Origin of the sequence: Cryobacterium psychrotolerans, from assembly GCF_900101115.1 — a bacterium.
Classification (GTDB): Bacteria; Actinomycetota; Actinomycetes; order Actinomycetales; family Microbacteriaceae; genus Cryobacterium; species Cryobacterium psychrotolerans.
On the sequence record NZ_FNFU01000003.1, the window covers coordinates 205877 to 220566 of the forward strand.

The 14690-nt window shown below is 69.5% G+C and carries 12 protein-coding genes; all 12 read right to left on the bottom strand.

All coding sequences use genetic code 11. The annotated features are described in order from the left end of the window. Nucleotides 1–6: 6 nt before the first annotated feature. The 12 genes from BLQ39_RS04310 to hisG all read right to left on the bottom strand — a co-directional run bounded on the left by BLQ39_RS04310 (nt 7) and on the right by hisG (nt 14546). Nucleotides 7–1464 (bottom strand): glutamate synthase subunit beta, encoded by a 1458-nt coding sequence (locus BLQ39_RS04310; RefSeq protein WP_092322011.1) that lies wholly within the window; start codon nt 1462–1464, stop codon nt 7–9. Continuing rightward, nucleotides 1457–6034, bottom strand: a complete 4578-nt coding sequence (gltB, locus tag BLQ39_RS04315) for a glutamate synthase large subunit (protein WP_092322012.1) — start codon at nt 6032–6034, stop codon at nt 1457–1459. Before gltB ends, BLQ39_RS04310 begins: the two co-directional genes overlap by 8 nt. A gap of 111 nt (nt 6035–6145) precedes the next feature. Further along, a complete protein-coding gene (lgt, locus tag BLQ39_RS04320) occupies nt 6146–7120 on the bottom strand; it encodes a prolipoprotein diacylglyceryl transferase (protein ID WP_092322014.1) in 975 nt (324 codons plus the stop codon). A 73-nt stretch (nt 7121–7193) separates the two neighbouring features. Next, nucleotides 7194–8051 carry a tryptophan synthase subunit alpha gene (trpA, locus tag BLQ39_RS04325; protein WP_092322015.1) on the bottom strand — a complete coding sequence of 286 codons (858 nt, stop codon included), beginning with the start codon at nt 8049–8051 and terminating at the stop codon, nt 7194–7196. Further along, nucleotides 8048–9259 carry a tryptophan synthase subunit beta gene (trpB, locus tag BLQ39_RS04330; protein WP_092322017.1) on the bottom strand — a complete coding sequence of 404 codons (1212 nt, stop codon included), beginning with the start codon at nt 9257–9259 and terminating at the stop codon, nt 8048–8050. Before trpB ends, trpA begins: the two co-directional genes overlap by 4 nt. Nucleotides 9260–9262: 3 nt before the next feature. Further along, nucleotides 9263–10033, bottom strand: a complete 771-nt coding sequence (gene trpC / locus BLQ39_RS04335) for an indole-3-glycerol phosphate synthase TrpC (RefSeq protein WP_092322018.1) — start codon at nt 10031–10033, stop codon at nt 9263–9265. 4 nt (nt 10034–10037) lie between these two features. Beyond that, on the bottom strand, nt 10038–10265 hold the full coding sequence (locus BLQ39_RS04340; RefSeq protein ID WP_092322020.1) for a DUF6704 family protein: 228 nt from the start codon (nt 10263–10265) through the stop codon (nt 10038–10040). A gap of 89 nt (nt 10266–10354) precedes the next feature. Continuing rightward, nucleotides 10355–10987, bottom strand: coding sequence for a Trp biosynthesis-associated membrane protein (locus tag BLQ39_RS04345; protein ID WP_092322021.1), 633 nt, complete (start codon nt 10985–10987; stop codon nt 10355–10357). Next, nucleotides 10987–12513 (bottom strand): anthranilate synthase component I, encoded by a 1527-nt coding sequence (locus tag BLQ39_RS04350; RefSeq protein WP_092322023.1) that lies wholly within the window; start codon nt 12511–12513, stop codon nt 10987–10989. The genes BLQ39_RS04345 and BLQ39_RS04350 overlap by 1 nt, the downstream gene beginning before the upstream one ends. After that, nucleotides 12510–12893, bottom strand: coding sequence for a phosphoribosyl-AMP cyclohydrolase (gene hisI, locus BLQ39_RS04355; RefSeq protein WP_092322127.1), 384 nt, complete (start codon nt 12891–12893; stop codon nt 12510–12512). Before hisI ends, BLQ39_RS04350 begins: the two co-directional genes overlap by 4 nt. Nucleotides 12894–12904: 11 nt before the next feature. Then, nucleotides 12905–13666 carry an imidazole glycerol phosphate synthase subunit HisF gene (hisF, locus tag BLQ39_RS04360; protein WP_092322024.1) on the bottom strand — a complete coding sequence of 254 codons (762 nt, stop codon included), beginning with the start codon at nt 13664–13666 and terminating at the stop codon, nt 12905–12907. A 40-nt stretch (nt 13667–13706) separates the two neighbouring features. Continuing rightward, nucleotides 13707–14546, bottom strand: a complete 840-nt coding sequence (gene hisG / locus BLQ39_RS04365) for an ATP phosphoribosyltransferase (RefSeq protein WP_092322025.1) — start codon at nt 14544–14546, stop codon at nt 13707–13709. Nucleotides 14547–14690: the final 144 nt, after the last annotated feature.

Sequence of the window (14690 nt, forward strand, 5' to 3'; positions counted from 1 at the left end):
GTCTAGTTAGAGGGAGAACGGGCGGGCGGTCGGTGTGACCGGCGACGGCAGCTGGGTGTCGCCTTCGAGGAAGCGATCGACGGCCGCGGCGGCCGCCCGCCCCTCGGCGATCGCCCAGACGATGAGGGACTGGCCTCGTCCGGCGTCGCCGGCGACGAAGATGCCCTCGTGGCTGGTCTGGTAGTCGCCGTCGCGCCCCACGGCGCCGCGCTCGTCGAACGGCAGGCCGAGCTGGTGGCTGAGCTCCTGCGATTCGGGACCGGTGAAGCCGAGCGCGAGGAGCACGAGGTCGGCGGGGATTTCCCGCTCCGACCCGGCCCGGGGCACGCGTCGGCCGTCCATGTACTCGGTCTCGGCGACCCGGATGGCCCGGACCTCGCCCACCTCGTTGGCCAGGAATTCGACCGTCGAGGCGAGGAACTGCCTCGTGCCGCCCTCTTCATGCGCGCTCGACACCTCGAACAGGGTCGGCGACATCGGCCAGGGCTGGTGGTCGGGGCGGTCCTCGCCCGGCTGCCGGCCGATGGCCAGGTTCGTGACGGATGCGGCGAGCTGGCGGTGCGCCGTGCCGATGCAATCCGCACCGGTGTCTCCGCCGCCGAGCACGACCACATGCTTGCCCGCGGCGTCGATCTGCGCCTCGACGGTGTCGCCGGCGCCCGCCCGGTTCTGCTGCACGAGGTATTCCATCGCGAAGTGCACGCCGGGCAGGTCGCGGCCCGGGATCGGCAGATCGCGCGGGACGAGGGCGCCGGTGGCGATCACCACGGCGTCATAGCGGGTGCGCAGGGCATCCCAGGTGATGTCGACCCCGATGTTCACGCCCGCGCGGAACCGCGTGCCCTCCGCCGTCATCTGGGCCAGGCGCAGCTCGAGGTGCTTTTTCTCCATCTTGAAGTCCGGGATGCCGTAGCGCAGCAGTCCGCCGATGCGGTCGTCGCGTTCGAACACGGCGACGGTGTGCCCGGCGCGGGTGAGCTGCTGCGCGGCGGCCAGGCCGGCCGGTCCGGAGCCGACGACGGCGACGGTCTTGCCGGTGAGGCGGCCCGGCGGCTGCGGCTGAACCCAGCCGCTGGCGAATGCCTGGTCGATGATCGACACCTCGACCTGCTTGATCGTCACGGCCGGCTGGTTGATGCTGAGCACGCAGGATGATTCGCACGGTGCCGGGCAGAGTCGTCCGGTGAACTCGGGGAAGTTATTGGTCGAGTGCAGGCGTTCGATCGCCTGGCGCCCCTCGTCTCGCCAGACGAGGTCGTTCCACTCGGGGATCAGGTTGCCGAGCGGGCAGCCCTGGTGGCAGAACGGCACTCCACAGTCCATGCAGCGCCCGGCCTGGCGCTTCAGCACGGCCGCGTCCCCCTGCTCGTAGACCTCTTTCCAGTCCATCAGCCGCACCGACACGGGGCGCCGCGGGGGGAGCTCCCGCTCCGTGGTCTTGAGGAAACCCTTCGGGTCAGCCATTGGTTGCCTCCAAAATGCGGTTCCAGACCACGACGCCGTCAGGGTCGAGACCCTCGTCGACGGCGCCTTGCCTGGTTTCCAGTACGGCCGCGTAGTCGCGCGGCAACACCTTGACGAAGGTCGACAGGGTGGTTTCGAGATCGGCCAGGAGCCGGCTTGCCAGCTCGGAGTCGGTCTGGTCGCGGTGCTGCTCGAGCAGGTCCCGGACGATTTCCCGGTCGGCGCCGCCGAGCGGGGTCAGCACGAGTTCGCCCGACTCAAGGGCCTCGCGGTTGACCAGTTCGGTGCGCAGACCGTGCACATACGCGGTCCCACCGGACATTCCCGCCCCGAGGTTGCGCCCGGTGCCGCCGAGGATGACGGCCAGGCCGCCGGTCATGTACTCGAGTGCGTGGTCGCCCACACCCTCGACGACCGCGATGGCCCCGGAGTTGCGCACCAGGAACCGCTCCCCCACGATCCCGCGGATGAACATGCTGCCCTGGGTGGCGCCGTAACCGATGACGTTTCCGGCGATCACATTCTCCTCGGCCGGGAACGAGCTGGCTCGGTCGGGGCGCACGACGATCTGGCCTCCGGAGAGCCCCTTGCCGACGTAGTCGTTCGAGTCGCCCTCGAGCCGGAGTGTGATGCCGCTGGGCAGGAAGGCGCCGAAGGACTGGCCGGCCGATCCGGTCAGGGTGACTTCGATGGATCCGGCCGGGAGCCCGTTCTCGCCATGGCGGAGGGTGACCTCGTGGCCGAGCATGGTTCCGACGGCGCGTTCGGTGTTGCGGATGGGGAGTGCGATCTGCACGTTCCCGCCGTGCTCGAGCACGCTCGCGCTGCGGCGGATCAGCTCGTTGTCGAAGTGCAGGTCCAGCTCGTGTTCCTGCGGCCGGCCGTACTGGCGCGGCTCGGAGTCGGGGAAGTCCGGACCGACCAGGATCGGCGCCAGGTCGAGCCCCGACGCCTTCCAGTGCCGCACCGCGCCGTTCATGTCGAGCAGCTCGCGGCGGCCGACGGCCTCCTCGAGGCTGCGGAAGCCGAGCTCGGCCAGGTACTCCCGCACCTCCTGCGCGATGAACTCGAAGAAGTTCACGACGTGGTCGGCCTTGCCGGTGAAACGCGCCCGCAGTTCGGGGTTCTGGGTTGCGACGCCCACCGGGCAGGTGTCGAGGTGGCAGACCCGCATCATGATGCACCCCTCGACCACGAGGGGCGCGGTGGCGAACCCGAACTCCTCGGCGCCGAGCAGCGCGCCGATGATGACATCCCGGCCGGTCTTCAGCTGGCCGTCAACCTGCAGCACGACCCGGTCGCGCATGCCGTTGAGCATGAGCGTCTGCTGGGTTTCGGCCAGGCCCAGTTCCCAGGGCGTCCCGGCGTGTTTGAGCGAGTTGAGCGGGCTGGCCCCTGTCCCCCCGTCGTGGCCCGACACGAGGATGACGTCGGAGAGCGCCTTGGCGACCCCGGCCGCGACCGCGCCGATACCGGACTGGCTGACCAGCTTGGTGTGGATCCGGGCCTTCGGGTTGGCTCGTTTGAGGTCGAAGATGAGCTGTTTGAGGTCTTCGATGGAGTAGATGTCGTGGTGCGGCGGAGGCGAGATCAGGCCGACCCCGGCCGTGGCGTGCCGGGTGCGGGCGATCCACGGGTACACCTTGGTCGGCGGCAGCTGGCCGCCCTCGCCGGGCTTGGCTCCCTGCGCGAGCTTGATCTGGATGTCGTCGGCGTGGGTCAGGTACATGCTCGTGACGCCGAACCGGCCGGAGGCCACCTGCTTCACGGCGCTGCGGCGCTCGGGGTCGAGCAGGCGGTCGAGGTCTTCGCCACCCTCACCGGTGTTGGACTTGCCGCCCAGCCGGTTCATCGCGATCGCGAGGGTCTCGTGGGCTTCCTGGGAAATGGAGCCGTAGCTCATGGCGCCGGTGGAGAACCGTTTCACGATCGACTCGACCGACTCGACCTCGTCGAGCGGCACGGCCTGGCGCTGCCCGGTGTTCAGCGCGAACATCCCGCGCAGCGTCATCAGGTTCTCCGCCTGGTCGTCGACGAGTTTCGTGTACTCGCGGAAGACGTCGTAGCGGCGCGTGCGGGTGGAGTGCTGCAGGCGGAAGATCGTCTCCGGGTTGAAGAGGTGCGGCGACCCGTCCCTGCGCCACTGGTATTCGCCGCCGGTCGACAAGCGCTCGTGCGCCGTCACGGCGGCGTCCGCCGGGTACGCCATGCCGTGCCGGCGGTCGTTCTCGGCCGCGATCACGTCGATGCCGACGCCGCCGAGCTTGCTCGTCGTGCCGGTGAAGTACTGGTCGACGAACGCCTGGCTCAGCCCGACCGCTTCGAAGGCCTGCGCGCCGGCGTAGGAGGAGACGGTGGAGATGCCCATCTTGGACATGATTTTGAGCACGCCCTTGCCCAGCGCGGTGATCACGTTGCGCACGGCCTTCTCGGGCGTGACGGTGGTGATGAATCCGCTGCGAACGAGGTCTTCGCAGGTTTCCATGGCCAGGTAGGGATTGACCGCCGAGGCGCCGTAGCCGATCAACAGCGCGACGTGGTGAACCTCGCGCACGTCGCCCGCTTCAACGACGATGCCGACCTTCATCCGGTTCTGCGCGCGGATCAGGTGGTGGTGCACACCGGCGATCATCAGCAGCGAGGGAATCGGGGCGAGATCCTTGGTCGAATCGCGGTCGGAGAGAACGATGAAGTGGGCGCCGTCCTCGATGGCCTCGTCGACCTCGTCGCACATCTCGGCAATTCGCGCGGACAGCGCGTCGGGGCCGTCGTCGAAGCGGTACAGCCCGCGGATTGTCGTCGTGGTCCGGCTCCCGGGCGAGGCGGCGATGTGCTGGATCTTGGCCAGCTCGTCGTTGTCGATCACCGGGAAATCGAGCACAACCTGCCGGGCGTGCTCCGGTCCGGCGGACAGGAGGTTGCGCTCCGGACCCAGTCCCAGCTTCAGGGAGGTGACGACGGCCTCGCGGATGGAGTCGAGCGGGGGGTTGGTCACCTGCGCGAACTGCTGGGTGAAGTAGTCGAAGAGCAGGCGCGGGCGTTCGCTCAGCACCGCGATGGGGGTGTCGGAGCCCATCGCGCCGAGTGGTTCGGCGCCGGTGCGGGCCATCGGTGCGAGCAGGATCCGCACCTCTTCCTCGGTGTAGCCGAACGTGCGCTGCCGCCGTACGACGGATGCCGGCGGGTGCACGATGTGCTCCCGGTCGGGCAGGTCCTTGAGGTTGATCCGGCCGGCGTCCAGCCACTGGCCCCAGGGTTCGCTGGCGGCGAGTTCCGACTTGATCTCGTCGTCCTCGATCAGCCGGCCGGCCTCGGTGTCGACGAGGAACATCTTGCCCGGGCGCAGGCGCCCCTTGCGCACGATCCGGGCCGGATCGATGTCGAGCACGCCGATTTCGCTGGCGAGCACCACGAGGCCGTCATCCGTGATCAGGTACCGGCCGGGGCGCAGCCCGTTGCGGTCGAGGGTGGCGCCGACGAGGGAGCCGTCGGTGAACACGATCGCGGCGGGGCCGTCCCACGGCTCCATCGACATCGAGTGGTACTCGTAGAACGCGCGGCGTTCCTCGTCCAGGTCGGTCTGGTTCTCCCACGCCTCGGGCACCATCATCATCACGGCGTGCGGCAGCGAGCGGCCGGACAGGCTGAGCAGCTCGACGACCTCGTCGAAGGAGGCGGAGTCGCTGCCGCCCGGCGTGACGATCGGCAGCAGCGGTGCGAGGTCACCCAGCAGCTCGGATTGGAGCTGCGACTGGCGCGCACTCATCCAGTTGCGGTTGCCCTGCACGGTGTTGATCTCGCCGTTGTGGGCGATCATCCGGAACGGCTGGGCCAGCGGCCACGACGGGAAGGTGTTGGTGGAGTAGCGGGAGTGCACGAGCGCGAGCTTCGAGACGAAGCGCGGGTCGGAGAGGTCAGGGTAAAAGGGCTCGAGCTGCAGCGTCGTGACCATCCCCTTGTAGACGAGCGTGCGGCAGGACAGGGAGGCGAAGTAGATCTCGAGTTCGCGTTCGGCGCGCTTCCGCAGTCGCACGGCCTGGCGGTCCAGGTCGATGCCGCCGAGCGTTTCGCCGGACTCGGTCGTGCGGGCGCTCTGCACGTACAGCTGCTGGATTGCGGGCATCGCGGCGCGGGCCAGGGAGCCCACCTCGTTCGGGCGCACGGGGACCTCACGCCAGCCGAGGATGGTGAGGTTCTCCTCCTGGGCGATGCGGGCGATCTGGCGCTTGATGCTGCTGCGGAGCGTCGGGTCGGTGGGCAGGAAGACGTTGCCCACCGCGTAGCGGCCGGCAGGGGGCAGGGCGAAATCGGCGACCTCGCGCAGGAAGGCATCCGGGATCTGGGTGATGATGCCGGCTCCGTCACCGGTGCCGGCATCCGAGCCCACCGCTCCGCGGTGCTCGAGATTGCGGAGCGCGTCCAGCGCGAGGGTGATGATGTCGTGCCCGGCCGTGCCGCGCAACGTTGCGACCATGGCGAGGCCGCAGGCGTCACGCTCCTCGGCGGGGTTGTACAGGCCCTGCGGCTCGGGCGGGCTGCCGAAGCGGGAAAAGGGTGATGTCTGGGCCATGGGACCGTCCTCACGAAGTAACTGGCAAGTAGGGACGACTTTGGCCCGTGGGAGGGTGAGACTTGCACGCCGGCCCGTCATACCGGGACCGGCCGTGGACCGCGTGGGTGGTTACCGGTCCTGGGGAGGCGAGTCGCGGGTGCTTGTGGCGGCGACGTCACCCGATTCGATGGGTTCGCCGGCTTCGTCGCCGTGATCCTCTGATTCAAAATCGTTGTCCTCAGATTCTACCTCAGCGTCCGGACGCTTCCATTCGCGCCCCGGAACATAGACCGAGATCGGAACGCCGGTGTGACGGTACCGCTGCACGAGGATGATGACAATGCCGAGCACGACGGCGGCGATCGAGGCCCACACGTTCGTGCGGAGGCCGAGGATGATCTCGCTGGGGTCGACGCGGATGCTCTCGAACACGCTGCGGCCGGCGCCGTACCAGATGAGGTACACGCCGAAGGCCTTGCCCCAGCGCAGGTTGATCCGGCGCTCGAGCAGGATGATGACGGCCACGCCGACCAGGTTCCAGATGATCTCGTAGAGGAAGGTGGGGTGGAACAGCGTCCCGGGCGGCAGGCCGAGCGGGTAGGCGGCGTTGGTCGACTCGATCTCCAGCCCCCACGGCAACGTGGTCGGCAGCCCGAACAACTCGTGGTTGAACCAGTTGCCGAGGCGCCCCATCGCCTGCGCGAGCAGCATGCCGGGCGCCACGGCGTCGAGGAACGACCAGAAGCGGATTCCGGACAGCCGGCAGCCGATGTACGCACCGACGGCGCCGCCGATCAACGACCCGAAGATCGCGTTGCCGCCCTTCCAGATCGCGAACACGTCCCACAGGTTGGCGCCCTCGTAGAAGTAGTCGCCGGGGTGGGTGAGGACGTGGTAAATCCTGGCCCCGATAATGCCCAGCGGGACGGCCCAGAGGATGATGTCGAGCACGACGCCCGGCTCGCCGCCGCGCCTGGTCAGGCGCCGCGAGGTCAGTATGGTTGCGGCGATGATGCCGGCGAGGATGCACAGCGCGTAAGCGTGAATGCGGAACGGGCCGAGGTCGAAGAAGCTCCACTCGGGGCTCGGGATGCTCAGGGGCATAAACACTGGTGTACAGCCTTTCATCGTGGTGCATGCGTCACTCGGCGGCGGATTCGCGTCCGCCTCGATCAATTCAGCCTAGTTGGCGGGCCGGATGTCCCGTGTTGCGGATGTCCTGTGTTCCGGCGGCGAGTCGCTTCGCGAGTGCTGCGACGGCGTCGACTCCCCCGTCGGACAGCGCCTTCACCAGGGCGGAACCCACGATTGCGCCGTCGGCGTAGCCGAGGATCTCGCGCACCTGCTCCGGAGTGGAGATGCCGACTCCGACGCAGGTGCTGGTCGAACCGGCCGCGTGCAGCCGGTCGACGAGGATGCGAGCGGCAGCGTCGACATCGGCCCTGGCGCCGGTGATCCCCATGGTGGAGACGGCGTAGACGAACCCGCGGCTCGCGGCGACGGCCTGGGCGAGCCGGGCGTCGGAGGACGACGGTGCGGCCAGGAAGACCCGGTCGAGGCCGGTTCGTTCGCTGGCGGCCATCCACTCGGCTGCTTCGTCGGGGATGAGGTCCGGGGTGATCAGGCCGGCGCCGCCGGCGGCGAGCAGGTCGTCCGCGAACAGGTCGACGCCGTACTGCAGCACGGGGTTCCAGTAGGTCATCACGAGCACGGGCGCGTCGACCTGCGCGGTGATGGCCTTGACGGCCTCGAAACCGTGGCGCAGCCGGAATCCGCCCGCCAGCGCCTGCTGGGTTGCGGCCTGGATGACCGGGCCGTCCATGACCGGGTCGGAGTAGGGCAGTCCGAGTTCGAGGATGTCGACGCCGTTATTGACGATCGCGACGGCGGCGTCGATGCTCTCGCGCAGGGTCGGGAATCCGACCGGCAGGTACCCGATCAGGGCGCCGCTGCCGGCCTCGCGGCGGAGGGCAATGGTCTTCTCGACCGCGCTGGTGATGGCGCCTGTGCCAGAGCCTGTGCCGGTGCCGCTCATGACTGTGCCGCCTCTGCGTCGAGCAGGTCGAAGTAGCGGCCGGCGGTCTCCATGTCCTTGTCGCCGCGGCCGCTGAGGTTGACGAGAATGGTCGCGTCCGGGCCGAGTTCACGGCCGAGCTCGAGCGTGCCGGCGAGGGCGTGGGCCGATTCGATCGCGGGGATGATTCCCTCCGTGCGGCTGAGCAGGCGGAGCGCGTCCATGGCCTGGGCGTCGGTGACGGGCAGGTACGAGGCACGGCCGATGGACGCCAGCCAGGCGTGCTCCGGCCCGACGCCCGGGTAGTCGAGGCCGGCGGAGATGGAGTGCGACTCGATGGTCTGGCCGTCCGCGTCCTGCAGCATGAGGCTGCGTGCCCCGTGCAGCACACCCGGGCTGCCCTTGGTGATGGTGGCGGCGTGACGGGGCGTGTCAACGCCCTCCCCGGCCGCCTCATAGCCGTAGAGGGCCACCTCGGTGTCGTCGAGGAAGGCGTGGAAGATGCCCATCGCGTTCGACCCGCCGCCGACGCACGCGGTGACGGCGTCGGGCAGGCGGCCGGTGAGGTCGAGGACCTGCTGGCGCGCCTCCTCGCCGATGATCTTCTGGAAATCCCGCACCATGGCCGGGAACGGGTGCGGCCCCGCGACGGTGCCGAAGATGTAGTTGGTGTTGCCGACGTTGGTCACCCAGTCGCGCATGGCGTCGTTGATGGCGTCCTTGAGGGTGCGGGAGCCGGACTTCACGGCGACGACCTCGGCGCCGAGGAGACGCATCCGGGCCACGTTCAGGGCCTGGCGCTGGGTGTCGACCTCGCCCATGTACACGACGCAGTCCAGGCCAAACAGGGCGGCGGCGGTCGCCGTGGCCACGCCGTGCTGGCCGGCGCCGGTTTCGGCGATCACCCGGGTCTTGCCGATCCGCTTGGTGAGCAGCGCCTGGCCGAGCACGTTGTTGATCTTGTGCGAGCCGGTGTGGTTGAGGTCTTCCCGCTTGAGGATGACGCGGGCGCCGCCGGCGTGGGCGGCGAAACGCGGCACCTCCGTGATGATCGAGGGCCGGCCCGTGTAGGTGCGGTGCAGTTCCATCAGCTCCGCGGCGAAGGCGGGATCCTCGCGGGCGAGGGCGTATTCGGCGCTGAGTTCGTCGAGGGCGGCCATGAGCGATTCGGGCACCCAGCGGCCGCCGAAGTCGCCGAAGTAGGGGCCGGATTCTGTGCGTAAAGACATGTATTAAACCGCCAGGAACTCGGTGAGGGTACGGATGGGATCGTTCGTGACGAGGGCCTCGCCGACGAGCACGACGTCGGCGCCGGCCGCGCGGTAATGGGCGACGTCGGCCGCCGTCTTGACCGCGGACTCAGCGACGCGCACGACGCCGGACGGGATGCGGTCGGCGAGCGTTCCGAACAGGTTCTGGTCGAGCTCGAACGTCGACAGGTCTCGGGCGTTCACCCCGACGAGGCTGGCGCCGATGTCGAGAGCCCGGTGCACCTCGTCGGCGCTGTGCGTTTCGACCAGCGCGGTCATGCCCAGTTCGCGCACGAGGTCGTGCAGGGACTGGAGGGTTCCCTGGTCCAGCGCGGCGACGATGAGGAGCACGAGGTCGGCTCCGGCGGCCCTGGCCTCGAAGACCTGGTACGGGTCACCGATGAAGTCCTTGCGCAGCACGGGGATGCTCACGGCGGCCCGCACCTGCTCCAGGTCGTTCAGCGACCCCTTGAACCGTCGGCCTTCGGTGAGCACGCTGATGGCGCTGGCCCCGCCGAACTCGTAGGACACGGCGAGGGCGGCCGGGTCGGGGATCTCGGCGAGCCGGCCCCTGGAGGGGCTGGCGCGCTTCACCTCGGCGATGATCTTGACGCGTTCGGCCGGCGCGAGGGCGGACAGGGCGTCTAGCGCCGGGGCGCGGACGAGGGCCGCCGCCTCGACCTCGGCGTACGGCCGGACGGCCCGGCGCGCTTCGGCGTCGGCCACGGCACCGGCAAGGAGCTCGATCAGCACTCGGTCAATGACTCTCTGGCGCGAACCGGGAACCGCCGACGCCGTAGCCGACCTTCGCCATGACCCACCCGACGATGGCGCCGACGAGCAGGAGGCCGGCGGAGGCCCAGACGAGCCACGCCAGGTCGAAGAAGAACGCGACGGTTCCGATGGTGAAAGCGAGAAGCATAATCGTGACGGCGGTCCACGCCGCCGTCGAATGGCCGTGACCGGGGTCCGACTCGAAGCTCATGGTTCTCCTCTTATGCGTTGATATTGGGGTAATGATTTTGGTGCCCTGACGGGCGAAACAAGTCTAGCGGCCCAGCGCCTGCCGGGCGGTCAGCGGGACCGACCGGTGGTCGGGTCGTCGCCGCGGCTCAATTCGTCCCAGTCGTCGACGGCGTCGCGGGGCGGCGCCTCCGCGGTGTCGTCGGCGCCGGTCGGACGCGCGGGCTCGAGCCGGACGCTCTGGTAGCGGGTCGTCGGGCCCGGCCAGCGGCGGGCCGTGACGACGATGCCGACACCGACCAGGGCCATGAAGACCCCCGAGGCCAGGGCAACGAACGGCCAGGCGGACACGGTCGGATCGACCAGTGCGACGACGATCGATTCCTTGCCGGAGATGCCCGTGGCATCCGTGACCGCCGCGGCGCTCGCCCCCGCGGGGTCGCGCAGCGCCAGGAAGGCGCCGAGGAAGACGGAGGCCCCGAGGAGCACCTCGAGCAGGCCGAGAACCACGCGGATGATCGGCCCGGCGATGGTGAGGGCGGCGCCCAGGGCGAGGCCGGCCAGGGCCAGCGCGGTCAGCGCCGGTGAGGCCGTCGTCCCGGTCACCTCGAGGTGTTCCTGGGCCGAGCCGCTCGTCGCGACGCCCGCCACAATCCAGACCTGGGTCCAGGAGAGGAGGGCGAGCCCGCTGGCGGCGAGCACGCCGAGGATGAGCCCGAGTTTCAGGCGCCGGCCGCCGGGCATCAGGACACCCGTTTCATCGCGTTGGCCACGGCGACCGCCCGGAGGGGCGCAGCGGCCTTGTTCTGCGATTCCTGGTACTCCGACGCCGGGTCGGAGTCGGCGACGAGGCCTCCGCCGGCCTGCACCCGGGCCACCCCGTCCATGATCAGGGCGGTGCGGATGGCGATGGCCAGGTCCGCGTCGCCGGCGAACCCGAAGTAGCCGACCACTCCCCCGTAGACGCCGCGCTGGGCGGGCTCGAGCGAGTCGATGATCTCCAGCGCGCGCGGCTTCGGAGCGCCGGACAGCGTGCCGGCCGGGAACGTCGCCCGGAAGACATCCAGGGCCGTCTTCGTCGGCAGCAGGTTGCCCTCCACCGACGACACGAGGTGCATGATGTGGCTGAAGCGCTCGACCCGCATGAACTCGGTCACCTCGACCGATCCGGGGGCGCAGACCTTGAGCAGGTCGTTCCGGGCGAGGTCGACGAGCATGAGGTGCTCGGCACCCTCCTTCTCGTCGGCCGCGAGTTCGGCCTCGAGGTCGGCATCCTCCTCCGGCGTCGCCCCGCGAGGCTTGGAGCCCGCGATGGGGTGCGTGAAGACGCGGTCGTTCTGCACCTTCACCAGCGCCTCCGGGGAGGAGCCGACGATCCAGTAGGGCTCGCCGGCGGGCGAGAGCATGCTGAGCAGGTACATGTACGGGCTCGGGTTGAGGCTGCGGAGCACCCGGTACACGTCGATCGGATGCGCGGTGCAGTCCTGGTCGAACCGCTGCGAAATGACGACCTGGAACACGTCCCCGTCACGGATGTGCTGCTTCGCCGTGTCGACGGAGGCGAGGAAATCGGCTCGTTCGGTGCGGTTCGTCGGGTTCGGCAGGGTGGTCAGGTCCACCTCGGCGAGCCAGGCCTCGTTCGGCCGGGCCAGCCGGGCCTGCAGCGCGTCGAGGCGGGCCTGGGCGCCGGCCCACAGTGAGGCTTCGGTCTCGTGGCCGTCGTTGAGCACGTTGGCGATCAGCTGGACCGTGCCGAACTTGTGGTCGATCACGACGAGGTCGGCCACGAAGCTGAAGGCCTGGCCGGGAACGTCATAGTCGGCCGGGGGCTGGTCCGGCAGCCGTTCGATCTGGCGGATGGCCTCCCAGCCGATGAAGCCCACCAGGCCGCCGGTGAGCGGCGGGTGGCCCAGCAGCCGCGGGGTCTGCCACCGTTCGTACAGGTGGGCGAGGGCGGCCAGCGGGCCGAGACCGGCTGCGTCGCCGAGGGCTCGCTCCTCCGACAGTCCGTAGTCGAGCCAGTGCGACTCGTCGCCCTGCTGTGTGAGGACGCCGAACGAGGACACTCCGACGAAGGAGAACCGCGACCAGATGCCGCCCTGCTCGGCCGATTCGAGCAGGAAGCTGCCCGGTTTTCCGTCGGCCAGCTTGCGGAAGATGCCCACGGGCGTCTCGCCGTCGGCGAACAGCTCGCGCATGACCGGGATCACCCGGTGATCGGCCGTGAGCTCGGCGAATTCGGCGGGGGTGGTGGTGCCGGTGGGGCTCACTCCGCGGCCCCCGACGGTGCTCCCGGCGACTGCGGGTCACCGACGAGCACCTCGAGGCCGCGACCGTCGAAGCAGGTGCGGGTGCCGGTGTGGCAGGCCACGCCGATCTGGTCGACCGTGACGAGGAGGGTGTCCGCATCGCAGTCGAGTGCGGCCGAGCGCACATACTGCGCGTGCCCGGACGTGTCACCCTTGCGCCAGTACTCCTGGCGGCTGCGGGACCAGAACGTGACCCGGCCCTCGGTGAGCGTGCGCCGCAGCGCCTCCCGGTCCATCCACCCGAGCATGAGCACCTCCAGCGTGTCCCACTGCTGGATCACGGCCGGCAGCAGGCCGTCGGAAGTGAAGGCGGCCTTCTCCAGTCCGTCCTCGATGCTCATCAGGGGGCTCATCAGCGCACCAGCATTCCGGCGTTCGCGAGCTCGCGCTTCACGTCGCCTATCGTGAGTTCACCGCTGTGGAACACGGATGCCGCGAGCACGGCGTCTGCGCCGGCGGTGATGGCGGGCGGGAAGTGTTCGAGCCGGCCGGCCCCGCCGGAGGCGATGAGCGGCACCGTGCTCAGCTCACGCATCAGCGTGATCAGTTCCAGGTCGAAGCCCTGCCGGGTGCCGTCGGCGTCCATCGAGTTCACCAGCAGCTCGCCGGCACCCAGGCCGATGGCGGTGCGGGCCCAGGCGAGGGCATCCAGGTCGGTTTCGGTGCGGCCGCCGTGGGTGGTGACGACGAAGCCGGATTCGGTGCGCTCGCTCCGTTTCACGTCCAGCGAAAGCACGAGCACCTGGGAACCGAACCGGTCGGCGATCTCGGCGATCAGCGCCGGACGGGCGATCGCGGCGCTGTTGATCCCGACCTTGTCGGCCCCGTTCGCCTGCAAACGGGACACGTCCTCGACGCTGCGTATGCCGCCCCCGACAGTCAGCGGGATGAACACCTGCTCCGCCGTGGCGCGCACGACGTCGTAGGTGGTCGAGCGGTTGTCCACGGTCGCGGTCACGTCGAGGAAGGTGAGCTCGTCGGCGCCCTGCTCGTAGTACCGGCGGGCAAGCTCGACCGGGTCACCGGCATCCCGGAGGTTCTGGAAGTTGACGCCCTTGACGACGCGTCCGTTGGCCACGTCGAGGCACGGGATCACACGCACCGACAGGGTCATGTTTTGCGCTCCACAGTCATATTCTCCACCGGAACCCGCGTTACAGGCGTGCGTTGTGGATCGTGCTGACGAGGATGGCCCGGGCGCCGAGCTCGTACAGCGCGTCCATCACGTGGTTGGTGTCGACCCGCGGGATCATCACGCGCACAGCGACCCAGTCCGGGTCGCGCAGCGACGAGACCGTGGGCGACTCGATGCCGCTGGCCAGCCGGCAGGCCGCATCCAGCTTGTCGAGGGGAACGTCATAGTCCACGAGCACATACTGGCGGGCAACGAGCACGCCCTGCAGCCGGCGGAGCAGGGTCGCGACGCCCGGATTCTCGTTCTCTGAGCTGATCAGCACGGCGGTGGACTCGAGGATGACCGGGCCGAAGATTTCCAGGCCGGCCTTGCGCAGGGTCGAGCCGGTGGAGACGACGTCGGCGACGGCATCCGCGACACCGAGCTGCACGGCGGATTCGACGGCGCCGTCGAGGGTGACCAGGTCGACGCTGACGCCGTGGCCGGCCAGGAACTTCTCGACCAGGCCGGGGTAGCTCGTGGCGACGCGGAGCCCGGCCATGTCGGAGAGCGTGGTGAACCGGCCGGCGGGTCCGGCGAAGCGGAAGGTGGAGTCGCCGAAGTCGAGGCTGGCGATCTCCCGCGCCGGGGAGTGCGAGTCGAGCAGGAGGTCGCGGCCGGTGATTCCGACGTCCAGGGCACCGGAGCCGACATAGGTGGCGATGTCGCGCGGGCGGAGGTAGAAGAACTCGACCCCGTTGCGCGGGTCGGCGACCACGAGGTCGCGGGGGTCCCGGCGGCCGGTGTAGCCGGCCTCGAGGAGCATCTGGGCGGCGGTTTCGGACAACGAGCCCTTGTTGGGCACGGCAATTCTCAGCATGTCAGTACTCTCTGTGCGCGCTTCCGCGCCGCGGCCTTCTGCGGCGGGGGTGGTGGTCGACGTCGTCATCGTGGGTGGCGGGATCCGGTCACAGGTGTCGGTGTCACAGGTGTCGGTGTCACTGGTGTCGGTGTCACTGGTGTC

Excerpts from the sequence above, each read along its gene's own strand:
- BLQ39_RS04310 (WP_092322011.1), bottom strand. The coding sequence starts at position 1,464 with ATGGCTGACCCGAAGGGTTTCCTCAAGACCACGGAGCGGGAGCTCCCC.
- gltB (WP_092322012.1), bottom strand. The coding sequence starts at position 6,034 with ATGGCCCAGACATCACCCTTTTCCCGCTTCGGCAGCCCGCCCGAGCCG.
- lgt (WP_092322014.1), bottom strand. The coding sequence starts at position 7,120 with ATGCCCCTGAGCATCCCGAGCCCCGAGTGGAGCTTCTTCGACCTCGGC.
- trpA (WP_092322015.1), bottom strand. The coding sequence starts at position 8,051 with ATGAGCGGCACCGGCACAGGCTCTGGCACAGGCGCCATCACCAGCGCG.
- trpB (WP_092322017.1), bottom strand. The coding sequence starts at position 9,259 with ATGTCTTTACGCACAGAATCCGGCCCCTACTTCGGCGACTTCGGCGGC.
- BLQ39_RS04340 (WP_092322020.1), bottom strand. The coding sequence starts at position 10,265 with ATGAGCTTCGAGTCGGACCCCGGTCACGGCCATTCGACGGCGGCGTGG.
- BLQ39_RS04345 (WP_092322021.1), bottom strand. The coding sequence starts at position 10,987 with ATGCCCGGCGGCCGGCGCCTGAAACTCGGGCTCATCCTCGGCGTGCTC.
- hisI (WP_092322127.1), bottom strand. The coding sequence starts at position 12,893 with ATGAGCATCGAGGACGGACTGGAGAAGGCCGCCTTCACTTCCGACGGC.
- hisF (WP_092322024.1), bottom strand. The coding sequence starts at position 13,666 with ATGACCCTGTCGGTGCGTGTGATCCCGTGCCTCGACGTGGCCAACGGA.
- hisG (WP_092322025.1), bottom strand. The coding sequence starts at position 14,546 with ATGCTGAGAATTGCCGTGCCCAACAAGGGCTCGTTGTCCGAAACCGCC.